We start from the raw sequence: 25,513 nt of genomic DNA, 5'->3' as shown, positions 1-25,513 counted from the left end.
TAAAATCCAAAATGAAATACTCAACATGAAATTCTGCGTAGTCCTCTTACCAACGCATGAATATAAGAATGAAGCCTAACACTTTAGAGGTGTTTGCGCAAAATGGAATTTCGTTGTAATTGATTTATCATAAACATTAGGGTAATCATCTATATCTACATACTTTTTATCACATATCACCACCGCCGGAGATATTCAGTGAAAGATCTTGATGCTGTAAAAAAAATTGCTGTTTTGATAGATGCTGAAAATGCTCAATACGCCGTTTTAGGTGCAGTTCTTTCAGAGCTATCCAAACATGGTCATATTATTGTCAAAAAGGCTTACGGTGACTGGAGTTCAAATCATTTAAAAAACTGGAAACTGCCGTTAAACGAATTGGCAATAAACCCGGTACAACAATTCTCCTATACTCAAGGAAAGAACTCTTCTGATGCAGCAATGATCATTGATGCAATGGATCTGCTCTATTCAAAACGATTTGATGCCTTTGCTCTCATTTCCAGCGACAGTGATTTCACCAAACTCGCTTCGCGATTAAAAGAATCTCAGATTTATGTTTTTGGAGTTGGCGAAAAGAAAACACCACTGGCCTTTCGCAACGCATGTGATGACTTTATCTTCACCGAGGTTCTAAAAGATATAGAAGAAGATGATGAGAACATAGAGGAAAATGAGGAAGTTACATCTATACGAAAAGACACTTCGAAGAGAAAAGAATCCCGGCAGCAACTATGCGGAAACACCAAACTTATAAAACTGCTCAGAAACGCAATTCAGGAATATGCTGATGACGACGGCTGGGCAGCACTCGGCAGTTGCGGTGAATTGATTAAACGACAACACCCTGATTTCGATTCACGAACCTATGGGTATCGCACGCTGACATCGCTTATTGAGGCCACACAACTCTTCGAAATTGACAGGCGTAAATCTGAAAAAAGCAAAACGCACAACATCTATGTGAAAGATAAGCGGGCATGACGGTAAGTCCTTCAAAGCAGTGAACAATTGAAAGGAGAGCGCTGCTACCCGATAATTGAATAGCGCCCGCTCTTTTCAAACACATACTTGAAAAGAGCGGGTTCTACGTAGATAATTACAGTTACTGCTATTACAGAGCGGCTTTCAAAATTTCTCTTGAAATCTCAGGGGTAACGTCTCCCCTTTCCGACAACGCGCTCATACCGTGCTTTTCCAATGAGGCGACAATCTTCTCGATATCCGCTTCACCCAGATTGTGATCAGAAAGCCTGGTTTTCATGCCCAGTCCCTGAAAAAATTCTTCTGTTTTGGCGATAGCCTGGTCAATTCTCTCATCTTCACTGCCTTCAGTGATTCCCCAGACACGGGCACCATATTGCAGAAGTTTCTCGCGCTTCTGTTCTTTACGTACTTTCCAGACTGCAGGCATTACTGCGGCAAGTGTACGGGCATGATCTATCCCATGAAGGGCAGTTATTTCATGACCGATCATGTGTGTATTCCAGTCGGCAGGTACTCCCATACCAATAAGTCCATTAAGCGCCATGGTTGCAGCCCAGACAAGATTGGCTCGCGCATCGTAATCTTTCGGATTATCAATAGTCTTTTGACCAACTTCAATAAGAGTCTGGAGTATACCTTCAGCCATTCTATCCTGCACACGCGCTTCTACTCCATAGGTCACATACTGCTCGCAAACATGAATAAATGCATCTACAACACCGTTTGCAATCTGACGTTCAGGGAGTGTATAGGTGAGTACCGGATCAAGTATAGAAAATTTAGGATAGGCAAATGGGCTGTTAACAGGCAGTTTATCCTCACCATTGCTGATAACCGCAAAGGTATTGGCCTCAGAACCTGTAGCAGGCAAAGTCACTACTGTACCGAGTGGCACTGCGCCGTCTACCGGAACCGGCATAAAGCCAAAACGCAACAGCTCCTCTTCTTTGCCGACAAATTCCTTAGCAAAAGCTGCAAGCGCCACAAATTTAGTGCCGTCCATTACAGAGCCGCCACCGACCGCTAAGAGGAAGTCAATGTTCTCTTCCCGCGCAATCTTTACTGCGTCCATCAAAACAGAAAATTCAGGATTGGCGCCAATACCCCCAAATTCAAAAACCTTTCTGGGCGACTTGGCTAATTCTTTTTGTACCGAGTCGAGCACACCGTTTTTCTTGGCACTGCCACCACCATAGGTGATAAGGACCCTGGCATCTTTAGGTACAAGATTATCTAACTCCTGCAGCTGATCTTTACCAAATACGAGGTTGGTAGGATTATAAAAGCTGAAATTCAACATGGTGCTCTCCTTTCATGCTGGAATGGCATGATGTTCTATTTTATATATCCAGTTAAGGATGGGATTCCGCCTTTGACTGCATGGTAATTTAAGGCACAACTTCGTATTGAGAAGACACATTCCTGCCGATTTCATGCCTATTCCTGCTTTGATCGACAAAATGAGTACGAAAATGATACAGCCTGATTATGGTATTTGAACAGAACGAATTTTAAGGAGATCACCATGACAGAAATCGCCAGGCTAATGCATACACTCGCCAGAGAGGAAGGCTTTAATACAACTGAATTACCAGGGGTAGGAATATTCAAGGCTTCCCAGCCAAAACCACGAGAACCGCTCTGTTACCAGCAGGGGGTGATTATAGTTGGACAGGGATCCAAACGTGTTTTTCTTGGCAACAGTACCTATGAATACAACCCGGACAATTATCTGGTACTCACGGTTCCAATCCCGGCGGAATGTGAAACATCTACAGTAGAAGATAAACCGATGTTGGCAATGACAGTAGATCTTGATATCGGTATGCTTAACCGGATTATTGCCGAGATGGATAGTCATATCAATCTCGATTTACTGGAGAAGCGGGATAAGCATAAAGGGTTATTTCTCGCCTCGACAACCGTGCAAATACAAGACACCGTACAACGTCTCCTGCACGCTCTCCAATCGCCTCTTGATTGTGGTGTTATCGGTCCAGGTATTGTTCACGAACTCATCTTTAGGATCATGTGCGGTGAGAATGCGTCTTCGCTCTATGCGCTGGCCATGAAAAACACCAACCTCGCCAGAATAGATAAGGCACTTAAGTTGATCCACTCAAACTATCGAGAATCGATGGATGTGGATAGCTTAGCGGCGCTTGTAAACATGAGCCCTTCGGCGTTTCATCGGGCGTTTAAAGATGTAACAGCTTCATCCCCGATCCAATATTTAAAGAAAGTGCGCCTGAGCAAAGCCAAAGCGCTATTGATCGAAGAAGGTTCACGGGTAAATGAGGCTGCAACAGAAGTTGGTTATGAGAGTGCAGCTCAATTTAGCAGAGAATTCAAACGATATTTTGGCACCAGCCCTGTCGAATGCATTAATGGAGCTCGTTAAGTGAATTTCCATCAGAAAAGTCGAGTATTCGGTCGATAACGAGGCACTCGAAAAATTCTACCGCAGGCATATCTTCAATATTCTGAGGATATATTTTTGAGCATGACGCTGATATCGGCCGAATAGATATTTTTCTGACGGGACCCAGATTAACTTTTGGCAGGAATCACATACTGCAGTTTGCAGCAACAGTACGTGTTAAACGTAATTTCTCAACCTTAAAGGATAATAATCCAGCAACTCCAGCAAAGACCTACCTTTTGCCACCTGTCAGGCTGCTATGAACGACCAAATAATTTATTTATTCGCTTAGCCTGCTTCTCACGGAATATCTCTTCTTCCCTGCGAGCATTAATTTCTTTCTTTTGTTCAAAAATACCTATTGAAACATAGAGGATGTAAGCACATCCAGTCAAAGCCAACAATATTGCTGTATCTAAATCCATACCATCCTACCTTCTCTAAACAATGTCTAAAACATACACCCAAATCATGTGTAACATTACATCCAGGCTATAAAAAATAATGCTACATAGTAGCATGTCAATTCTAATTGTTTTTGGCAGCATGGATTCTGAGAACATTTGTACTATTCACCTCTAATCCCTCATTAATTTTTTTTACGAAATCACGAAGAGTACAATCCAATTCCCATCTTCTCTTATTATCTGGTTTTCAACCCGAAACAACGAGTTGTATTTTAAATTGAGGCTCTCGATAGATTTCGCCACAGCCATATGCATGGTATCTAATTCTCACTTCGTTCGTTTATCTACGAGAATAAAATTTTGGGAGCTACGAAGAGTAAGATAAAAAGCACCGTATTCGGATAGAGACTACCAAAGAAGAGAGTCATATACGTGAGTCAGGATGGCAGACTTTAGGAAACTATGATTGCTCGTACAGATTCGTCTCATTACAACACGCACCCCAGGTGCCATAGTGTCAATGCTCCTGAAATATGCTGCAAATGTGCTGACCTGAGAGAACAGTTGAAAGAAGGTGATAAGGATGCCGTGGTAACGTTTACAATCTAGAGCTTCAAACAATTACATTTGAGTATTGTAACATTAATCAGGTACTCATTCTCGGCTGGGCCGCGATCACCGCTGAGCTGTAGAAAAAACTGCTAATAGAAAAACATGAGGAAAATAAGGTGAATCAGACGTGTACTATAGTTGCTTCGATAACGCCTGTTGATCCGAGACAATTCCTGAGCATCCACTCTTCACGATGTTCAGGAACCATCTGTTAAATAGTAACATGCTGGTATTGTATATAGAGATTTACATTAAAAAGGCAGCTTTCAGCCTCTATTGGAACATGCTTCGCGTAAGTCCTGCGTGAGAGCAGTAAAGCACAGTATTATGTGTAACTATTAATCTTCCTGAGGAGGAAGAGTGTCCTTTTCGTCGCCAGCTTCTTTCTGTTTATCCAGCTTTGCCTGCTTTTTTTCCTCTTTTTTCTTTTTCTTTGCTAACTCTTTCTGGCGTTTTTCATATGAGTAATTTTGTCTAGCCAAGATTGCATCCTTATGATTGGTTCATCTTAAACAAAAAAAGGCCTAGCATATTGCTAGGCCTTTTCAATATCCGATATCTAGCAATTACTACTGCTGGACAACGTTCTCTGCGGCAGGTCCTTTTGGTCCATCAACAACATCGAAGGTCACACGTGCGCCTTCCGCAAGAGATTTGAAACCATCAGACTGAATAGCGGAATGATGAACAAATACATCTTTTCCGCCGTCCATCTCGATAAAACCAAAACCTTTTGCATCGTTGAACCACTTTACTGTACCTTCAGCCATCGTGTAATACTCCTGTGTACTTGGAACCCTGGGGAACCTATTAGTTATAGCGCCGAGGTATTTCTTATACTTCGACTTGAAGTCTGGGTGCCCAGACTAATTAGCTTATCATTGCACAGCCTTACTTATGTCGAAATCGAAGAAGGAAGCTTACTGCAAAGGTAAGGAATTATGCCCTGCCTGATAATTATCTTTTCGGACATATTCACCACACTTTAGTTGATAACCTAGAAAAAGCTAGGCATATCTACAATACAGGCAAATAAACTTAGAGTTGCACATGGCTTTCTTATCATTCCAGCCTGATAAAACACCAGTTTTCCGAAGAAATCCGCTCTAGGTATCTGTCAGATACAATTTAAAAAAAATTGCACTACATCACAATGCTCCGTCCCAATCTCAGAATACTTCGCGAAAAAATGCGAATTTAATGTTCACTTCTTACGTATTAGTACAGGTATTATCAGTCATAGTTGTATCAAAACTGATGCAGTTTATAGTAAACCCGGAAGATTTCAATTTGCAGGATTTACGCAGATAACCTCATAAGCTATCTCATCACCCATGAATTGTCGCCATTCTTCTTGTGTCAGATTTCTGGACAATCGGTTGCATGCTTCCTCAATAAGGTCATCAGGACGCCAGAGCCATAAGCCAGCGGTTGCATCTGTGCTTGCTGTTGCGAGATATTTGCTATTAGGGCTAAAGATTGCATCCAACAACTCACCAGAGGGATGCTCTCTACGTGCGATCTCCTTTCCTGTGGCAACCTCCAGAATTTTCGCTTTATTATCGAACGCAATTAACAGATATTTATCGTCAGGGCTGAAATCAATGGTCGCTTTAGTTATCCGCTCTTCATGTTTCATAGTCCTTATCTCGCTACCATCAGTCGTTGCCCAAACATTAACCATGCCTTTTTGATCTATTGATACCAGGAACTCTCCGTTACGCGAAAAAGCGACACGCTCTACCTGCCCTTCATGTTTCTTTGAAACAATTTTTTTACCACTATCAATATTCCACAACGTTGTTTCCCCTATTGTCAGGACTGAGTCCTTTGAGACCCGACCAGTTGCTGCTGCTATACTGTGACCATCTGAACTGAAGGTGATTTGGACTAAATTATAGATGATTTCGTTTTTCTTTATCGGATCTTCCTGCTGCAACTCTTTAACCACATGCGCGTTAGTTGCATCCAGAACATGAACAATTCCATCATGTCCTCCAACCGCAAGATATTTTCCATCCGGGCTAAATGCAACTGAGGTCTTGGCCTTATCGGTTTGCAGATGCCCAACCTCTCTGCCGGTTTGCCAATCCCATATCGTCGTCATGCCAATTCCTGCCTGACCTCCCAACATCTCTGGCGTACCGCTAATTGTTGCCACATACCGACCGTGCGGGCTAAATGCTACTGAATATATCCATCCATTATGTTGAAGATTTATTATCTCCTTTCCATCTGCTATTTCCCAAACCCTCGCGCCCCCATCAACACACCCGGTAACTAAATAGGCCCCGGTGGAATCATAGTCCATCTCCATCACAGTTCCGGGATGCTCCAGGTGCATACGCCTCTTTCTCGTTGATACATCCCAAACGTAGACATTACCACTTCCCAGATCGGTAAAATCCACCCTCGAATCGTTAACTGCTGTTTTGGGAATCTCTTTAAAGGTTGGTAATTGAAAATCAAAAGTGACAAGATAACGGCTATCCGGGCTAAACTTGACTCGTCCAACAGCATTCTCATGTTTCAAACGAAGATTTTCCTCGATACTGTCAATCGACCATACCCGAACGTCTCTTTGATATTGATCAGGAGGAGTTTCCAGATCGATATAGAGATCATGACTGATTGTTACCATATATCGCGCATTAATATCCTCTGCATATGCTAAGACATTTGGGCTTTCCATGAGACGTAAATACTCCTGGGTTGGGAAATGAAAACCCCATAACCGTAATACTCCATCCCCACCTGCAGTTATCATGTAAGAGCTATCCCCTGCCATAAGCCCATCGACTAAGCTGACAGAGTTTCCATGATCAATACGAAGCAGTTCCTCACCGCTGTTCACATCCCACAACCGTGCTGTATTATCGGAACTCCCAGTCAATAGAAACCGATTATTGGGAGTAAAAGAAATGGCGTTTACACTCATCTCATGTTCAACTTGAGTTACTTCTTTCCCTGTTTCTGTATCCCATATAGAAACGTATACCCCCTTTCCCGCCTGTTCTTTGCTTGTGGTGGCTACAAATTTCCCGTTAGCACTAAAAGCCACTTTGGTAACCGGACCAACATGCTGAAGTATTGCGATTTCTCGTCCGTTCAACACATCCCAAAGTTTAAATATTGATGTAGATATTGGCCCATAGTCTAGATCCTGACTACTGCTAGTCACCAAATATTTTCCATCCGGACTAAACACCATTTTAATTTGAGGATCAGCATGCACACTCCTCGACAACTCTCTACCAGTGGAAATATTCCATAACGAAAGTATCCCATCGGCATGCCCCGTTGCCAGCACTTCACCATCATCACTCAAAACAGCATTCATTATTGCCATCCGATCCACTGGTGTCCGAAAGATTTCCCGCCCGCCAGGTAGTTCCCAAACGAAAGCTGATACTCCTACAGCCCCCACCGTGGCTACGCGCTTCTCATCACCACTGAATGATACGCTGCTCAGTCTCGGAAGTGGTTCGTTATTAAATGAAACATTTATCAAATTGGCGATTACTTTACCGCTCACGGTCTCCTCTATGACCACAGGGCCGTCATATGGTCGTTGCGCTAAATACTTTCCATGAGGACTGAGAACAAGGTCCGCTAAACCTTGATAGGATTTCTGTGTTAGAGGCTTTGGACCGAGTAGTGACAGCCCATGATACAGTGCCTGATCTGCAGAGAACGTTGAGTATCTCTTCAGGCTTTCGGTTGCTAACAATACACTCTGAGGCAGTAGGTTTGCCTGTTGCCTGCCGAGTAGTTCAGCTTGACTTGCAAGCTGACGGGAAATCGCTTTTTGTTCATTTTCCTTTGCTATATTCTTCTGATTAACAGCGATAACAGCCCCAACAAGAGCAGACGCCGTCGTAATGAGTAATGCAATTACAGCCAACCAGGCCCATCGTTTATTTTTCCGCAGCTGACGAACATCTTCACCATCCAGTTCATCTTTAACTTTTCCGTAAAGAGGTGCTACAATGTCCAATACTGCACTTCGGAACTGAGAATGCCTGAGTGAAAGTTTCTCCTCAGATTTCGCCCATGATAAATCCACATGAAGTGGTTCATCCTCAAATTGGCCACGGAGATTATCTGGTAGGGCCGTTGTATGTTCCCAGTCATAATCATTCGTTATTCTATCCCATACAAGCTCACCGTCAGTAACGATAATGAGCATCTTTTCAATCGAACGATTATCAAGCCACCACTTTATCTCCCGCTCTACCCAAAAAGATTGCGCCGCTTGCGGCGAGGCCAATAAAAGGAAATATTCAGATTCAGCAAGTGCATTCTGTATTGAATCCCATAGCGCCGGGTTTGCGGCAAGGTTTGTTGTATCGCGGAACACGCGCATGGAACGAAGCCGGTACCACGGCTTAGCAAAAGATCGTAAAGCAGATTGGAGAACAGGAGCAAGTCGTGTATCGGCTTGGTGGCTGTAGGAAATAAACGCTTTGTAAAGCATATTCTATCCTCCCAATGCAAAACCTCAGCACTACACCCCAGACACGCCTAACGAATATTACACCTTCACCTATTAAACCTTTTTCAATTCCAAAGAGTCAAACGTATTCAACTCGTCAAATAGACTTCTAAATAACAAAAACTAGACATCTGTTGGGACCAGCTCGAAGCCCATTGATTTGGCGTGTTTTAAAGTGTTCTCTCACGTCTTTGCGTATGAAGAGTTTCTTGTTCAGCAAATACAGTTTCATCGAAGGTTTTGCCCGTTTTTATTCAATGAAAAGCTATCCTGGCCAATTTATGAGCTGTTGCTGTGATAGCTTTAGGTGTTCCATGACGTGCTCTCATCCGTCAGTAATAATGCCCCAAATACGATTGGCTTTTCCATAATACACGTGCAGTAAGCCTAGGGCTTGCGTAGCTCTACTTGCACCTGGACGAGTTTTGGAAGATAAAATCTTTCCCCCACAGATCTTATTATTAGAGCAAAGGCCGAGCCAGGAACAGAAATGGTTGGCCGAGGGGAATTTTGAAAGATCAGGACCGATCTCTGAAAACAGAGAATATGAGGTTAAAACACTAATTCCAACAATCTTCATAACCCTCATACAATTGATTGGTGACGGAAAATGACTACTCAGGTTGAAAGCCGACGGTGCTCCGCTATGTGAAAGGCGCCAGAATGCGGTTGGGGTTTACCGGAGATGAGGCATATATACCTGGGTTCCAACCATTACCTGGGAAGGGCCCCAGCCAGCAACCTCTTATAACAAAAAACAGGGTGTCAATTTTAGGTTGTCATTTCGAACATCAAAGACCAAATCAATAAAATGCTGGTAAACAACTCAAAAGAAGATGTAGAAGAGTACGCAATCCAAAACTATGAAGGATTTGAGAGTTACTCAATCAGCGAATAGAACGGTATCTATGAATTACCCCAAATGGCTTGTTTCTTAGAAGAACACACAGGAATACGGGGCGCCTTCTGTCTGAGTTCTGTGACAATTTGGAAGAGGTAAGACAGGCCATAGAGGAGAATTGTCTCGTTGCTATGAATCCTTCCCCGCTTATGCTGAAGAGCTGACGATAAGCTCAAGCGAAATGCATAAGCATCTTTCATTCGATATCGACTATGACTGCATGAAACGTGACATGGAAATAGGCGGCGATATTTTCACAGTGGAAACAGGGTGCAACAAGTGCATGTATAGCTTGCTGTGAGATTACACCCTGCCATGCACAATCATTTTTCACAAAATGCACTTTTTGCAATCTTTTTTCATGGCCTGGAAGTGTTTTTCATGGCATAGTGAATTCAATTACTGGAATAGGAATTCACAAAAATGGCTATATATAATCAAAATTCACAAACTGGAACCGTTTTTCATGGCTTTTCTAGCCCGGAAAAAGGTTCCTCTCTGGCTGGCTACGCTGCACTGATTGAAGCGCATGAGCTTAAAGTACCAGCGCCGGATAGCCTTTGTATCATAGGGGCCATACATAAAAAATACGTAAATGGACGTTGGAATGTGTTTACGCCCCGCCATAAACCGGATGACACACTTTATGGCCATCTTACATTTGCTTTAAAATATGAAGGTATTGATTTAGCAGTTCTCAATGCCTTGTTCCAGGCAGTTAAAGCGCAAGAGATTGAACCCATAGTTCGATCAGAGCCCACTGGGATCTATAGCAGGAAAATCTGGTTTTTGTGGGAGTGGCTGCGTGATGAACAATTAGACCTTGGGGACGTTATTAAATGTAACTTCGTTTCTCTAGTCAATACCAAACTGCAGTATGAAGGCAAACCTGTTTTGTCCAAACGCCACCGTGTTCGGAACAACCTGCCCGGGACAAGGAACTTTTGCCCCTTGATCAGAAAAACAAAGAAGCTTGAGCAATTTCTAAGCAAAAAACTTTCAGAAGAAACTGTTAAAAATATCGGTCAAACGCACCCCGATCTTTTAAGCCGGGCAGCCGCCTTTCTTCTTCTGAAAGATTCCAAAGCGTCCTACACCATTGAAGGCGAAACCCCGCCTCATAGCCGTATTGAGCGATGGGGCAGAATTATCGGTGAGGCGGGAAGTCGCGCACTCAGTCTCGAAGAGCTTGAGCACTTGCAAAACCAAGTGATAGTGGATAGCCGCTTTATTGAGCCAGGTTTGCGAACGGAAGGTGGTTTTGTCGGTGAGCATGACCGGGGATCAGGTATGCCCATGCCGGTTCACATCTCAGCGCGCCCGGATGATCTGGAAACGCTCATGTCTGGACTGATCGAAACTTACGAGCTACTGCGAGAGGATGAGTTTGATGCAATCCTCATGGCCACAATCATCGCGTTTGGCTTTGTATTCATTCACCCATTTGAAGATGGCAATGGCCGGATTCACCGCTATCTCTTTCACCACGTTCTCGCTGATAAAGGTTTTGTACCCAAAGGGCTAATATTTCCGGTATCCGCTGTTATCCTTGACCGTATCAATGAGTACCGAAAAACCCTGGAGCATTATTCAAAGCCACGGCTTGATTTGATCGAGTGGCGACCAACAGAGAAAAATAATGTTGAGGTCCTAAACGAGACGCTCGATCTGTACCGCTATTTTGATGCAACGAAACAGGCAGAATTCTTCTTTGAATGTGTTGAGAAGACAGTATCCCAAACACTGCCTGAAGAAGTTGAGTATCTTAGAAAATACGACCTCCTCAACGATTTCATAAAAAACTATATCGACATGCCAGATAGGCTTGTTGATTTGCTAATACGCTTTTTATCCCAAAATGACGGCAAACTCTCGAAGCGCAAGCGAGCAAAAGAGTTTGAAGAGCTGACAGAGAAAGAAATCCAGGCCATTGAGTCGAAATATCTGGAGATATTCGGTGGTCATTAGTTATCCAGTTATTCCAGAATAATTCTGTCTCTTTTATTAACCCGGCGGGAAAATAAATCTTTGCAACATACTGTATTACCGGACTAATAACTTGCCAAATGTTTAACGTATTCCTGATTCCCTTGACGCTCTTCAAACGCCCAAATATTCAATCGTATCTATCGCCTTCAGTTTATTGTCGTCAAGGAGGTGAGTATAGCGCTGAACCATCTGCATTGTATTGTGGCCAAGAATTTCCGCCAACGTTCTCAAATCCATGCCAGCCATGAGAAGATGAACTTATCGGAGACAGACCAGAATGGCACTAGTTTAAGGATGGTCCTGGTTGAAGAAAGAACACCTATTAACGCAGTTTAATCCTGTCCTTTCCAGAAAAAAATCAGCATATATAGATTTCGTTTCACTCGGAGAGTCTAAAGAGCTTTGGAGATTTTATTCCCTGAAAAACCCGTCATCAATATTATGAAGTTCCTCTTTCAAGGAGTACATCAAAAAAAAGTTCATGCCTCTGGCTAATTGCGTTGGAATACCTGAATCGAAAGCGCTGGCACCAGAGATTGACAAATGGATAGCTGTTTTTTACGAGAATTACAGCGTGGCACAACAAGATCTGCTGTATTCCAATAAGGGTACTACGAATACTGTACGGGATAATGCGATTCATCTTGTCCGGCGTCTATGCTGTAAAACATTATCAAATGTGGGCGCAGCATTCGACATCGATAATTACAGTACCATGAGTAGTGTGTGATTCAGGGAGTAAAAAGACGCATTGTGAAAAACAGCACCTTGCTAAAATAACTGAACATTATTGAAAGAAAAGTTATCAAAAGTCAAAAACGGACTTGATAATCATATAAAAGGCACCTCCGGGAGACCACCGTTGATCTCCCAATACCACTACAAGCAATGGTGGTATAATTAAAGAGGAATGCAACACAAAGAGGAGGTGCCTCATGAGACAATTATATACAGGAATTGACCTACATTCAAACAACAGTCACATTGGGATAATTGACCAAGAGGACAAGCGAGTTTATCACAAGAAGTTACCGAATCAAAAAGATGTGATCCTTGCTGAATTGGAACCATTCAGGGGCGAAATGGTGAGTATCACGATTGAATCAACCTTCAACTGGTACTGGATTGTGGATTGTCTCATTGATACTGGATATACCGTTCACCTAGCAAACCCTGCTGCTATGCAACAGTATTCAGGCTTAAAGTTCCTTGACGATAAACACGATGCCTTTTGGCTGGCACATATGGACCGACTTGGCATTCTTCCACAAGGATACATTTACCCCAAAGAGATACGACCTATACGTGATCTCTTACGAAAACGCGGACATCGCTCATCAATAGTCTGCAAGGAATTATTGCCAGGAATTGTGGTCACAGTCTCAGTGGTAAGAATATGAAGCAGACGAGCACTAACCATGTGGAACCTCTCCTCGCAGACAATGAAGATTTAGCACTCAGCGGTGAAGTCTCAAAACAGAGTATAGACTACCTCAGTCAACAAATTGTCAAAATAGAAAATATCTGCCAGGAAAGAATGAAACTCAACCCTCAATATAGCGGGCTTCTCACCATTCCTGAAGTTGGCAAGATCTTAGCCTTAACCATAATGCTGGAGACTGGTCCCATTGAGCGCTTCAAGAAAGTCGGTGACTACTCCTCATATTGCCGGAAAGTACCAACGAGTTGGACCAGCAATAACAAGCGTAAAGGAAAAGGTAACAGCAAAAAACAAATCAACAGTTGCCTATGCCGCATTATCCCACAAACTCGCACGGGCCGCCTTTTACATTATGAAAGACAACGTTGAGTTTGATAGCAATAAACTCTTTACCTGAAATTCAGCCGGAACGGAGAACTCGGAAAGGGGTTGGTAAAACCACTGGATTTGATTGGTAACCGTTCCGTCTGATAGAATACCACTTTCTTTAATGCCTATACTGTGAACCACCAAAGGGCTGGTTAAGAACCATGAGACTTGTACAAACATTTGGACATAGTATGGCACCAATAATTTTCTGGGTTCGCTGAAGCGGACAGGGGCATGGACCCGAGATTGGAATTGTTCCACTACGAGATTTTTTGAGGATCTCTTCGTTCCACAATCCTAATCTCTCCCTTCGCCTTGATCCTGATGGGTGACTGGTGCGGTAAAGATATTGCCGACACATAATGTTGAAATAACGGGTGCAATAAAGAACAGGTATTCTGTAAAGCTAGAGTTCCATGGCAACTATGTACCTTACGAAGGGAAATTCATTTTTCCCTTAATGGGGGAGTATTATTCCTTGACCGGGGCCTTTTAATGGGTGACCCCTTATTTTTCTTAAAGAACGCTGGATAACTCGATCCCAACTAATCACAACCCATGATACATTTAGGCAACTAGCAACTGTCTCAATTGGCAAGGGTGACATCATGCTCAGGATATATGATAAGATTCTTGAGCTAAAAAGATCAGCTCCTAAACAAGCTACCTTTGCAGAAGCCTGGGGAGTTACATTCTACGCTGAAAAGCCAGTCACAAGAGTTGAGTTCCAGCTTAGACGCCCGATTCTGAAAGACATCAAATCTTCGGAAGATTCAGAAACAGGTGTTGATACTTTCGAAGACCTTTGCGACTCTTTCCAATCCATTTGGACTCATTGCACTTCACATTGGGCCCGACACTGCTCAGAAAAAGTCGACTACAAAAACAATCACCAATCCAGAGCTACAAATTCAGATTTTTGGAACATAGTTTCTAATATTCAGTGGGAAGGGAATTCAATAAAGTCAAAACAGATATCCCGCCCTAAGAAAGACTATGGTGCTCTACGAAAACAATATATCGGATTGGGAATGACTCTTGCTGCCTTTCACGATGTTCATTCAGATGATTTAGATCATATTATAGATATCGGAAAGACGATTTTCGAAGAAGACATTCACTCGTTCTACAGAGATGATGAAACCGAATTTGTAAGAAGATTAGATAAAAAGAAGCGTGAAGTATTTGAAACTGTCTCAACTCTCCATCACCACAAGACTGAACACCCTACCCTCCAATTAGAATCTTAGGAGGAATTATATGTCAGACAACAGACCATTAAAGCCAACTGACATCGCAGAGATTTTTAATCAGAGTCTTGCATGGGTTAGCAAAAATCACAAGAAACTTGGTGGAGTGAAAATTGGAGGACGAATGTTCTTTCCTCCAAAGGAGACATTGTATGAGCGTTTATTTTGTAGAGAAGAAGGGATGGCGGTACGATTTCATGGTGAAGGGAGAAAGACACACCAAAACATGGTTCAAAACGAAACGAGAAGCAAAAGAGGCCGAGCAGAAAAAAAGAACAGAGTTGAACAAACCGATCTCAACAGACATGGCCTTTTTGAAGCTTCTTAACCTTCGTTTGGATGAGGTTAAACAACGTCTTTCTTACGAACATTACATGGACACAATCTATCACTCCAGGAGATGGGCAAAAAAGTGGTCTGGTTTAACTTGCGCTGAAATAACAATTGAACTAATTACAGAGCTCAGAGATGAAAGGAGTAAAATATCTAATCAAACAGCAAACAAAGAGTTACGGCTGAATTCAAGTAATAAGTGCAACACGCCTACCAGTAAAAGCTTCCAGAGGGGTTAAACCTCCCAAAACATTTCTTGGTGTTAAATTTAATAACAAAATAAGATCGTCAATTTCTTTATCTGTGAGGGTGGCCATATCAAACTTCTTTGGCCAAAAACGTCTGATTCTGCCGTTGGTATTCTCATTAGTTCCCCGTTGCCAACTTGCATAAGGTTTTGCAAAATAGACCTTTGCCCCAGTTCCTTTTGCAACACGAGCGTGAGCCGCAAATTCTCCACCGTTATCAAGAGTTATAGTCTTAACAGAGTGAACTTTCCGAAGCATCTCAAGCATGGCCTCAGCTACAGCTTCTTTTGTTTTCTTAAGCACACGTTTGGCCAACGTGAAGCGGGTTGATCGGTCTACAAGTGTTACCAGGTGAGCATTTTGGCCATGAACTGTATCTCCCTCCCAGTCGCCAATTCGCTCTCTTTTGTCAACAACTTCTGGTCGCTCTGAGATGTCAATTCTATCAGGAATGAGTTTAACGCCAGCTTTCTTATTGCGTTTTCCACCTTTCCAGCGCCTTTTGCCAAATCTCGGCAGTTGTCGATAAAGCGTCCCTCCTTGCAGTCGATCTTCTTCTATTCGTTTGTAAATCGTCGTGTGGCAGATATGTTCATCTGGTGGTGTTTCCAGCATTAATCGCTGACTAATGGCATCTGGTGACCAACCAAGTACCAACGATTCCTTGATGATTTTATTCGTTTTATCTGTCCGTTTATTAGCTTTTGAAGCTGATTTACGCCGAGTGTCACTCAGTTGATGCGCCGTTTTAGGATTATAACCGTCGACAGTGGCATTTCTTCGAAGTTCACGACTTATTGTACTAGAATGAACGCCAACCTCTAGTGCGATGGCCCTCAATGACATCCCTGCTTTACGAAGCCCAGAAATCTGGTATCTTGGTTCTTGAGTGAGTTGATTGTAGTGTTTGTTTTGTTTGTTCATAACAGACCTTGGTTAAGTGTGAGAGCTGACACCATACTTTCAACTCACTCACTTTTCAATTTCAGTCTGTTGCACTTATTGTACTACTCCAGCCGACACCTTCGTTCTCTCTTTAACTGGGGAATCAAAAAGGGATATGTCTACACCAACCCCGCTTCAGTTGTAGACATGATGAGAGTAGAAATAAAGAAAGTTTATGTGCCTTCACAGAACGATATTGAAAAGGTTTTCTCAGCCGCTAACACAGAGCAACTTGATTACCTTTGGTGCTTACGAGATACTCTTGCCAGATCTAGAGAAGTCAACCAGCTTAAATGGGAAGATATCGACCTCCTTAATAATACAATAACACTATATACCCGTAAGAAAAAATATGGGACCAAAACACCTCGTAAAATTCCTATGACAAAAAAACTTTGTAATATTCTTTGGCATAGACTGCATTCAAAGCGTAGAAAAGGTATTCCATGGGTTTTCTGGCATAAGTATTTCTCTCGAAAAGAAGGTAAAGTAGTAATTGGTCCATTTAAAGATCGTAAAAAGTTTATGCGCTCTCTTTGTGAAAAAGCAGGGGTCAGATATTTTAGGTTTCACCCGCTACGCCACGCTGGTGCTAGTCTCATGGAAAACATCAATATCCCTATAGCTCATATTCAAGAAATCCTAGGTCATGAAAATAGAAAGGCAACTGAGACCTACATTCATGCCATCAACAAGAGTAAATATGAGGTAATGGAGCGGTTTGAATGCGCTAGAACACAAATCGACAAACAAAGTGACTCTTAGTCGAGATTGCACAACCTTGACAATACATAATAACCAATTTAGTTTAACGATAGAGGTTCAAAGTGCTTATTAATGGATTTGGCTTTTCAGGGTATAGAAATATTGGAAATGATCTAGTAAAAATTGCACCATTAAAGAAAATAAATTTCATTATCGGTCAGAACAACTCTGGAAAGTCAAACATAATCAATTTCTTATCTGAACAATTCCCTACCTTTACTCAAAACGTACAATCGAACAATCAATTTCAACGTGGTAATATTAAAAATTCTTTTACAACAACGGATTATCCAATATCATCTTCTCAAATTCAGCATAGAATTGCATACTGTTTAGATCCTGATCAATTAAATAAATTTATTAACGAACGTCTATCAACCAAGCCTCATGTTCCAGCTCTTAAAGAGCTAGCATTAAGAGTTTTGTCATCAGATGAATTTCGAGACCATAACAATCTAACCTGGTTTACTTATACAGGCCTTAAGCCTGGCACTCCATTTCATTTAGAATATAATTCTGAACGTGTCAAAAAATGTTTAAATGCAAGTGAGTGGCGTAATCTCTGGGGCCAACTAACTGGTAAAACGGGTGGGAATCTGGATGAAGCATGGATACCGCAAACACTAAATTCACTCTCACATAGTCCTACAACAACCCCCGAAATATTAGTTGTACCAGCTATTAGAAAAGTTGGATCAGCTGGGAGCAAGGCGGAAGATTTTTCTGGAGAAGGAATCATAGATAGGTTGTCGCAATTGCAAAACCCTCCACTTGAACAACAACAAGCAAAAAACAAATTCCGTGATATTAACAACTTTGTTCGTACCGTTTTAGACAACCAAGAAGCAACAATCGAAATTCCTTATGGAAGAGATATGATTTTAGTCCACATGGACAACAAAACCCTACCATTAGAATCATTAGGGACAGGAGTCCATGAGGTAATAATTTTAGCAGCTGCATCTACTATTCTAGACAATTCAGTTCTTTGTGTTGAAGAACCTGAACTGCACTTACACCCATTGCTACAGCGTAAATTAATTCATTACATGTATGAGAAAACGAGCAATCAGTATTTCTTTACAACTCATTCAGCTCATCTTCTCGATGCGGTCGATTCCGAAATTTTTCATGTAATCTCACACACAGAATTCACAAAGGTAGTGCCAATATCTAAAACCAAACAAAAATCAGAAATTTGCAACGACCTTGGTTATAGGGCATCTGATATATTGCAATCTAACTGTATAATATGGGTTGAAGGTCCATCAGACAGGATCTATTTAAAACACTGGCTACACCATTATAACTCAGACTTACATGATGGCATACACTACTCAATAATGTTTTTTGGTGGTAGGCTGTTTAGCCATTTATCCGCTCTTGACCCTGATGAAAGCGAAATCGATGACTTTATTTCACTGAGGAGCTTAAATAGAAATAGTGTCATTTTCTTTGATAGTGACAAAAGCAGCCCCCATGCAAAAATAAATAAGACTAAGATTAGATTAAAAAACGAATTCAACCAAGGACCTGGGTTTGCTTGGATTACAAAAGGAAGAGAAGTCGAAAATTACCTAAATGAAGACTTCCTTGAGAAGAGTGTACTGAGTGTTCACCCATCGGCCTCTCAACTTGAGGCAGTGGGGCAGTGGTCAAATCTATTAAAATATAAAAAGAAACGGACTAGTAAAGTTGTAACCGCTAATAAAGTTGAAGTCGCTAAGCACTACGTGAAAACCAACAAACCTGATTTGTCAATACTTGATCTTGAGGCGAGAATTTCTGAACTCAACGACTTTATTCTTAAAGCTAACCAAAGTTTATGATACAAATTCACACACAAATTCACACACAAACATGACGGAATTGAAATGAACTGCTCAAAACTCTATAAACAAAAAAGGACTAACAAGCTGAAATCACTTGATAGTCCTTTATATACAGATGGTGACCCTGGCAGGATTCGAACCTGCGACACCAGGATTAGGAATCCTGTGCTCTATCCCCTGAGCTACAGGGCCATCAGTAGCGTTTGAGTGGACGGAATAATACCCGAGTTTTTGAAATTCGCAATATCTTTTCGTTCTAATACATCCCTGTCCGCGTCCCTACGTATCTTTCGGTTGCGCCAGCCTTGTTTCTCACTGGCAAAGTTTGGTGCAAATGAGAGGCGCAGGTTATGAAGCTGTAGTAAAGCCTCCGCGATTTACCTTAAACGAAGCAGCTGCGCCAAAATCTGTCTGCCCACAGGGTGACTTGTATTACTACTTCCTCACTCTCACCATTATCTACGAAAATTTACACCGAACAACATCCCATCAATACAAAACCAAAAGTCATGAGAACCCAGGTTATTGGAGTTCACCATTAGGATATAGCGTTGTCCCATGACTAATATCCTCTTTAGGGAAAGCCGCCTCACTCGTATACCCCTGCACGATACAGTTCCGACCAATGCTCTTACCTGCTGGAACCTGCACCCTCTTACCTATCACACTAATGCCAGTGTAGAGATGCTTGGGCGACTCGCGGTTTATCACATTATGGCCATCACCAGCCCCAATCACAGCACCTTCTCCGACTTGCACGTTTTTCTCTAAGATTGCAAGATCAACAACCGCCTTCTTCTTGATGAGACAGTCCTGAAAAAGGATCGAGTCCCTCACTATGGCACCCTCTTCTATCACGACACCGGGAGAGAGAATTGAGTTCACTACTGTGCCGAAGATTTTACAGCCTGCCGGGATCAGTGAATTCTGCAGTTCTGCTTTTTGGCCAAACCGTGCAGGCAACCTGTCAGAGATCTGATCGTCAGCTTCAATATTGGTGATTGTTCCCCATTCCTGCGGTGCAAGACCGCTATCCTGTTTGAGAAGATCCATATTGGTTTCCCAGTAGGACTGGATTGTACCGACATCGCGCCAGTATCCATAAAAGGGATAGGCAAAAACATTATCATGCTCGATTGCATGTGGGAGCAAATGCATACCAAAATCGATTTCAGCCTTGTCGCGCTCCAGTGTATCAAGCAGGTATTGCCTATCAAATACATAAATGCCCATTGATGCGAGGTTGGTGCGTGGTACTGCAGGTTTCTCCTCCCACTCAATGATTCTGTTATCTTTATCGGTTATGCCTGCGCCAAACTGGTTAATCTGACTTTTCGGCACGACCATCATGGCGACGGTAAGATCTGCTTTTTTGCTGCGATGGTACTCAAGCATGACCGCAAAATCCATATTATAGATATGATCTCCTGAGAGAATCAGCACTTCATCAGATGGATTTGATTGAATAAAATCAATGTTTCGACGCACAGCATCAGCAGTACCTTGATACCAGTCCGACTCTTTTGAGCCTGTCCGAGGGGGCAGAATCTTGACACCGCGTGTTCGGCCAGTAAGATCCCACGCTTCTCCTGAACCGAGGTGGCTCATGAGTGAGAGTGGTTTATACTGGGTGAGCACACCAACCTTTTGCAGCCCTGAGTTTGCGACATTACTGAGGCTGAAATCGATAATGCGATAAATCCCGCCGAAAGGGACTGCAGGCTTTGCCCTGCTCTGCACAAGTATATTAAGACGGCTACCAACACCACCAGCGAGCAGAAGAACCAGAGTTTCGGGTGAACGTTTCATCGTATCAGCTCCCCTGAGTCTATATGTTTCTTCCAGTCACCAGGTTTTAGTTCAGGCCATATTGTTGCGCCGTCACCTATTCTTACCTGTCCGGGAATCCTATTGTTCCAGCCGATTACGCTTACATTTCGGGCCTGACGCCCTACTTCAGAACCGATAACAACACCATCGCCATAAATAGTGTTCACATCAGCCACCACTTTACTAAGAGTGCAGTTTCTGCCTACCACGTTATTAAAAAAGAGTACCGAATCTTCAACTATACTGTTTTTCCCAACGACGACTCCGGGAAATAAAATAGAATTACGTACAGTCCCCTCTATGCGGCACCCGTTATTAACAAGACTGTTCTGGACCGTTGCATAATCGCCAACGATAGTCGGCTGAAAATCACGGATACTACGGTGATCGAGGTTCGTGCGGAAATTCCAGCCATCCATTTTGAATACCGGATCATCGCCAAGTAAATCCATATTAGCCTGCCAGTATTCATCAATTGTACGGGTGTATCCCCAATAGTCACAGAATTTATACCCATAAATTTTATAACCTTCCTCCATCATGGCAGGAACAATATCTCTACCAAACTCAAAAGATGTCTTCTCCTGATTACTGGTAAGCATCTTATAGAGCACTTCAGGCTTAAAACAGAGCACAGTGAGCGATGCCCATTGCGATTCCGGGTTTGCCGGTTTTTCCCAATAATTGGTGAGCTGACCTCCACGAATACCATCCTCCTCAGTAAGTGCACCAATACCGAAACGATGTGCCTTCTCCTTATCTACTTTGATAAAGGCCATGGTAAGATCAGCGTCTTTCTCGTTATGATAGGAGATCATATCAGCATAATCCATCTGATAGATATGGTCGCCCGAGAGAATAAGTATTTGCTCTGGGTCATGATACTGGACAAAATCGAGGTTTCTATGAATTGCATCGGCAGAGCCGCGATACCAGTCCTTATGATTAGAACCGATAAATGGCGGAAGAATAGAAATTCCCCGGTTCCGGCCAAGCATATCCCAGGCAGCACCTGTCCCGATATGGTTTATTAATGAATAACTACGGTACTGGCTAAGGATAGCAACCTGCTCAATGCCCGAATTCATCAGGTTGCTGAGCGGAAAATCGATAACCCGACCAAGCCCGCCAAACGGCAAGGCTGATTTCGGCCTGCCATAAGTCAGAACGTCGAGTTCATCAACCCTGCCACCAGCCAGGATCATTGCTAGTGTTGTTGGTTTCAGCATCGGTTCTCCTGTTGGAAATACCAGACTACAGATAGATTTCACTGAGTTTTATTGCCGGCATACGCCAAACACATTGTTAGAAATACTACTAATATTTTTATTTAGTGGTGTCAATCCGTGCCAGCAATGAGATAGGCACTGGCGGTGATTTTTTAATGCTTGTTGATAAAGAATTACCGGAATTAAGAATTTTGAATACGTCTTGCGATATTATCTGTAAATTTGCAGCTCTTTGTATATCTGTATATTGAGAGGTTTATCTGCTAAGGAAATTCCTGCTATAACAATAATGTTTGGAGATCGCAGTGGAGGCATATGGAGATTTTAACATTAGACATACAGGTACAATGACGAATATTAAAATGTCCATATAATGCTGACATCTGTAAAAAATGTTTTTCAAAAATCAGATGTGTCTCATAATAAACCGTTTGAGACTTGCCGAAGAAAACTCCCGGTCTCCCAGATCAAGATTTTTGAGCGGCACTTCCGCCCTGGCAGCCTCTTTATGCCCTCCTGCAGAACCGAAGGAACCGAAGGTTCGACTTGCAAGTTTTCCTGCGCTTTTTCTATAACCATCGCAACGAAAAATCACGACAAGCTTTTCCCCGTGTATTCCGGAAACGAAAACCCAGTCTATTTCTCCGACATGATTTAAGAAGTCGGCAATAATAACAAGAACATCAGGGCTACGAACCCTACCAACATGTGTGTAATATCGGCGCTTTGAATATTTCAATTCCTGAAAGGCGATATTAAAATATTTCAATTCTGATCGTCTAAGATCGGTAAGCTCGAACTTTCGAACAAGGTTACGGTTGGCTATACTGAACAGATAACGAAAAGCGATACCATCGGCCAAAAGTGACTGTTTTTCAAAATTTTGGGTATCGACCTTTATTGCATAAAAAAGTGCCGTAGCAAGAGCGACGGAAGGCTTCATTCCTGCAGCACGCAAATACTCTACCATCATAGTAGAAACTGCACCATAATCAGGGCGAAGATCTACAAACGGCGCATCCCACTCTCCACTCAACGGATGATGATCGATAATCGCATCAAAATCCATCTTCTCAAAACATGGAAGGTGGCTGGGCTGGGAATCCACCATGACAAATTTATTAAAATCCCCACATTTAACATTACCGAGTCGCTCAAGTGGAATCTTAAGTCGTTCAACCATTGCGACATTGTTCATGCGTCGAATCTCATTAGGATGCGCAATAACAACATTTTTCACCCGATACCTGAGAAGCCTTTTTACAGCCATAGCACTGGCCAGGGCATCCGGATCGGCGTTAATAATTACCAGAACATCGTCATCCTTATCAAAGACATCCCAAAAAGCATGAAGCCTGTCTTTAGCTGTGTTCCGGTAAATTATTCTTTCTATGTTTCCGTTTGTCTTATTTTGGTTTTTAGCCATTCACGGTAACAGTGACATGCTAAATATCAACAGGGTTTTATAGATACAACACAAAAAAGGCACATTAACGTGCCTTAGGATACCGGGAACATCCGGTTTCCACACAAAATCCCTGTAGCCAACAATCCGCTTTCCTGAGCGCCGCTATGACGGACCGAGTGAGCAGATTCATTGGAATCAGTATGCCAGCCACCTCCTGTAAAATTCAGCCCTCATCGAGTTTCGAAAGCTTTGCGCGAGAGCAAGTATATATTGGCGGGAACGTATAAATACTACCACTTTCGAAACGCGCCAACATCACAGAAAGAACTCAATATAGCACATGGTATGAAAAAAAATCAAGGTTTTGAAGGTATTGCCTATATAGCGTAAAGCAGAAAGACTCGATACCATCAACCTTTGTCCTGTAATATATACGCCTCCCTTCTTCTTGACGAGTTGTCATCTTAATGGTACCTAAGTTGAACGGTGTGCACATCTTTTCTGCAACCGAAATCCCTGATGACTCAACAGCATGAACACGAGATACGGATGTTAAAAATACTAGCAATTGCCTTAGGCGGTGGTATCGGTTCTCTGGGCAGATATTCCATTGCGCGTCTTGCCGACCGTTTTACCGATGTTAATTTTCCGCTCGGGACGTTTGCGGCAAATCTCCTGGGCTGTCTGCTGATTGGATTTTTCTGGAACTGGTTTGACCGGGTTCATATCAGTAATGAGTTCAGACTTTTTCTCTTTACCGGCTTTCTTGGAGGCTTTACTACCTTCTCGACATTTGCCCGTGAAAGTATACAGTTTTTTAAAGCAGGCGAGCCGCTCCACGCCTTCGGCTATATTCTGGTAAGCAATACCTTTGGTCTACTTGTGGTTGCAGCCGGGTTTATGCTTGCCGAGCGATATATTCGTCTCTAGAGGTCTTATTTGAAGCTACTTGATAAATATCTTCTCACACAATTTGTAAAACATTTCTTTACAGTAAATGTTGCCTTTGCCTCAATCTACCTGCTGGTAGATTTTATTGAGAAATTCGATAATTTCACACGAGCTGGTAAACCACTCGGTCTTGCGCTGAAATTTTTTCTCATGAATATCCCCTTCGTTGTCGATCAGCTCGGGCCCATTCTTATATTGCTTTCAGGAGTGATAAGCCTTGGTATACTAAACCATACCAATGAACTGACAGCCCTTAAAGCCGGCGGTATCCCGTTAAAGAAAATCGTACAGCCTTTTATTGTTGGCGGCTTGATCTTTACAGCACTTATGCTTGCTGCGGCCCAGTGGTTACTGCCATATACTATTTCAACCACTAACGAAATCTGGCATGAACAGGTTCAGGGTAAACTCCCGCTGGGTATTTACAGGAACGGACGTTACTACTACAAAGGTATTGAAGGTTTCTATTCTTTTCAATGGCCAAACAGAAAAAAGCTTCTTTTTAAGAATTTTTCGTATTCACGTTGGGATGAAAACTACAACACAGCTGCACTTATTACTGCAAGATATGCCAAATGGGATAAAAATAAAAATCGGTGGATACTCGATGTTGTACAGTTTCAGAAAAAGACCGATGATCAGAATTACGATATCCGGAATTTCCCACATTGGGAGATTAAGCTTCCCGAGACTCCCGTCGACTTTCTTGTACCCGAATATGAATCCGCAGAGCAGTCTCTGACGGCTTTATACACTGCAACTCAGAAACAGGAAACTGAAGGGCAGACATTAAAGGCATGGACCAGTTTCTTAAGCCGGATATCCTATATACTGCTCGGCATGCCTCTGTTATTGCTTGGCCTGCCTATTCTGCTTATTTCTTACCAGAAATGGGGGAAAGACCTCTCTGTTGCTATTCCTGCGAGTTGTGGAATGGCCTTTGGAGCCTGGGGTATATGGGGAGCACTTCAGTCTCTTGCCGGAGCAGGATACATTTCACCAATTATTGCGGCAGTAGCCATACATATTTTCTTTGTTACAGGTGGATTACTTCTTCTGAAGCGGCAGGATAGTTAAGGCTGAAAAGCTCCTACACCTT

General features: G+C 42.5%; 20 protein-coding genes, 1 tRNA gene and 1 pseudogene. 10 read left to right on the top strand and 12 right to left on the bottom strand.

Annotated elements, in window-relative coordinates:
• Window positions 1-198 precede the first annotated feature (198 nt).
• Window positions 199-984: an NYN domain-containing protein gene (locus FCL46_RS02510; protein ID WP_136810856.1), complete on the top strand. Its 786-nt coding sequence runs from the start codon at window positions 199-201 to the stop codon at window positions 982-984.
• Between the two features lie 130 nt (window positions 985-1,114).
• Here FCL46_RS02510 and FCL46_RS02505 read toward each other — a convergent pair whose 3' ends face one another.
• The gene (locus tag FCL46_RS02505; protein WP_136810855.1) at window positions 1,115-2,287 is read right to left on the bottom strand and encodes an iron-containing alcohol dehydrogenase; all 1,173 of its coding nucleotides are present in this window, start codon (window positions 2,285-2,287) and stop codon (window positions 1,115-1,117) included.
• A 225-nt stretch (window positions 2,288-2,512) separates the two neighbouring features.
• Between FCL46_RS02505 and FCL46_RS02500 the strand changes: the two genes are divergently transcribed.
• Complete coding sequence (locus FCL46_RS02500; RefSeq protein WP_136810854.1) at window positions 2,513-3,388, top strand: AraC family transcriptional regulator; 876 nt, start codon at window positions 2,513-2,515, stop codon at window positions 3,386-3,388.
• Between the two features lie 278 nt (window positions 3,389-3,666).
• Here the strand turns inward: FCL46_RS02500 and FCL46_RS02495 are convergent, their stop codons facing one another.
• From FCL46_RS02495 to FCL46_RS28675, 5 genes are all read right to left on the bottom strand, one after another.
• The gene (locus tag FCL46_RS02495) at window positions 3,667-3,834 is read right to left on the bottom strand and encodes a hypothetical protein (protein WP_153307154.1); all 168 of its coding nucleotides are present in this window, start codon (window positions 3,832-3,834) and stop codon (window positions 3,667-3,669) included.
• 932 nt (window positions 3,835-4,766) lie between these two features.
• On the bottom strand, window positions 4,767-4,910 hold the full coding sequence (locus tag FCL46_RS02490) for a hypothetical protein (RefSeq protein WP_167506112.1): 144 nt from the start codon (window positions 4,908-4,910) through the stop codon (window positions 4,767-4,769).
• 87 nt (window positions 4,911-4,997) lie between these two features.
• Window positions 4,998-5,198 (bottom strand): cold-shock protein, encoded by a 201-nt coding sequence (locus tag FCL46_RS02485; protein WP_136810853.1) that lies wholly within the window; start codon window positions 5,196-5,198, stop codon window positions 4,998-5,000.
• A gap of 515 nt (window positions 5,199-5,713) precedes the next feature.
• On the bottom strand, window positions 5,714-8,905 hold the full coding sequence (locus FCL46_RS02480; RefSeq protein WP_136810852.1) for a toll/interleukin-1 receptor domain-containing protein: 3,192 nt from the start codon (window positions 8,903-8,905) through the stop codon (window positions 5,714-5,716).
• 343 nt (window positions 8,906-9,248) lie between these two features.
• On the bottom strand, window positions 9,249-9,503 hold the full coding sequence (locus tag FCL46_RS28675; protein WP_167506111.1) for a transposase: 255 nt from the start codon (window positions 9,501-9,503) through the stop codon (window positions 9,249-9,251).
• A gap of 744 nt (window positions 9,504-10,247) precedes the next feature.
• Here FCL46_RS28675 and FCL46_RS02470 point away from each other — a divergent pair.
• Window positions 10,248-11,792, top strand: coding sequence for a Fic family protein (locus FCL46_RS02470; protein WP_136810850.1), 1,545 nt, complete (start codon window positions 10,248-10,250; stop codon window positions 11,790-11,792).
• Between the two features lie 132 nt (window positions 11,793-11,924).
• Here the strand turns inward: FCL46_RS02470 and FCL46_RS28670 are convergent, their stop codons facing one another.
• Complete coding sequence (locus tag FCL46_RS28670) at window positions 11,925-12,050, bottom strand: hypothetical protein (RefSeq protein ID WP_217909549.1); 126 nt, start codon at window positions 12,048-12,050, stop codon at window positions 11,925-11,927.
• A gap of 698 nt (window positions 12,051-12,748) precedes the next feature.
• Here FCL46_RS28670 and FCL46_RS29005 point away from each other — a divergent pair.
• From FCL46_RS29005 to FCL46_RS02450, 3 genes and pseudogenes are all read left to right on the top strand, one after another.
• Window positions 12,749-13,651: pseudogene (locus FCL46_RS29005) on the top strand (IS110 family transposase).
• Between the two features lie 580 nt (window positions 13,652-14,231).
• On the top strand, window positions 14,232-14,873 hold the full coding sequence (locus FCL46_RS02455; protein WP_136810848.1) for a hypothetical protein: 642 nt from the start codon (window positions 14,232-14,234) through the stop codon (window positions 14,871-14,873).
• Between the two features lie 10 nt (window positions 14,874-14,883).
• Window positions 14,884-15,201, top strand: coding sequence for a hypothetical protein (locus tag FCL46_RS02450; protein ID WP_136810847.1), 318 nt, complete (start codon window positions 14,884-14,886; stop codon window positions 15,199-15,201).
• Window positions 15,202-15,394: 193 nt separating this feature from the next.
• Here the strand turns inward: FCL46_RS02450 and FCL46_RS02445 are convergent, their stop codons facing one another.
• Window positions 15,395-16,378 (bottom strand): IS30 family transposase, encoded by a 984-nt coding sequence (locus FCL46_RS02445; RefSeq protein WP_136810846.1) that lies wholly within the window; start codon window positions 16,376-16,378, stop codon window positions 15,395-15,397.
• Between the two features lie 168 nt (window positions 16,379-16,546).
• Here FCL46_RS02445 and FCL46_RS02440 point away from each other — a divergent pair, with 168 nt between their 5' ends.
• Together FCL46_RS02440 and FCL46_RS02435 are read left to right on the top strand one after the other, a co-directional pair.
• Entirely contained in the window at window positions 16,547-17,164 is a 618-nt protein-coding gene (locus FCL46_RS02440; protein WP_136810845.1) for a site-specific integrase, read from the top strand.
• Between the two features lie 62 nt (window positions 17,165-17,226).
• A complete protein-coding gene (locus FCL46_RS02435) occupies window positions 17,227-18,993 on the top strand; it encodes an AAA family ATPase (RefSeq protein ID WP_136810844.1) in 1,767 nt (588 codons plus the stop codon).
• Window positions 18,994-19,112: 119 nt separating this feature from the next.
• Here the strand turns inward: FCL46_RS02435 and FCL46_RS02430 are convergent.
• The 4 genes from FCL46_RS02430 to FCL46_RS02415 all read right to left on the bottom strand — a co-directional run bounded on the left by FCL46_RS02430 (window position 19,113) and on the right by FCL46_RS02415 (window position 23,481).
• A tRNA-Arg gene (locus tag FCL46_RS02430) sits at window positions 19,113-19,188 on the bottom strand.
• A 330-nt stretch (window positions 19,189-19,518) separates the two neighbouring features.
• On the bottom strand, window positions 19,519-20,805 hold the full coding sequence (locus FCL46_RS02425) for a glucose-1-phosphate adenylyltransferase family protein (protein ID WP_136810843.1): 1,287 nt from the start codon (window positions 20,803-20,805) through the stop codon (window positions 19,519-19,521).
• Complete coding sequence (locus tag FCL46_RS02420; RefSeq protein WP_136810842.1) at window positions 20,802-22,055, bottom strand: glucose-1-phosphate adenylyltransferase family protein; 1,254 nt, start codon at window positions 22,053-22,055, stop codon at window positions 20,802-20,804. The genes FCL46_RS02425 and FCL46_RS02420 overlap by 4 nt, the downstream gene beginning before the upstream one ends.
• A gap of 406 nt (window positions 22,056-22,461) precedes the next feature.
• Window positions 22,462-23,481, bottom strand: coding sequence for a DHH family phosphoesterase (locus tag FCL46_RS02415; RefSeq protein ID WP_136810841.1), 1,020 nt, complete (start codon window positions 23,479-23,481; stop codon window positions 22,462-22,464).
• A gap of 531 nt (window positions 23,482-24,012) precedes the next feature.
• On the opposite strand from FCL46_RS02415, the gene crcB reads away from it, so the two are divergent.
• Together crcB and FCL46_RS02405 are read left to right on the top strand one after the other, a co-directional pair.
• Window positions 24,013-24,393, top strand: coding sequence for a fluoride efflux transporter CrcB (gene crcB, locus FCL46_RS02410; RefSeq protein WP_136810840.1), 381 nt, complete (start codon window positions 24,013-24,015; stop codon window positions 24,391-24,393).
• A 9-nt stretch (window positions 24,394-24,402) separates the two neighbouring features.
• The gene (locus FCL46_RS02405; RefSeq protein WP_136810839.1) at window positions 24,403-25,491 is read left to right on the top strand and encodes an LptF/LptG family permease; all 1,089 of its coding nucleotides are present in this window, start codon (window positions 24,403-24,405) and stop codon (window positions 25,489-25,491) included.
• The last annotated feature ends 22 nt before the right edge of the window (window positions 25,492-25,513 follow it).

Origin of the sequence: Desulfosediminicola flagellatus (assembly GCF_005116655.2) — a bacterium.
In the GTDB taxonomy this organism is placed as follows: domain Bacteria; phylum Desulfobacterota; class Desulfobulbia; order Desulfobulbales; family Desulfocapsaceae; genus Desulfopila; species Desulfopila flagellata.
Note: the sequence above shows the minus strand (reverse complement) of the source record. Positions and strands in the feature narration are given on the sequence as shown.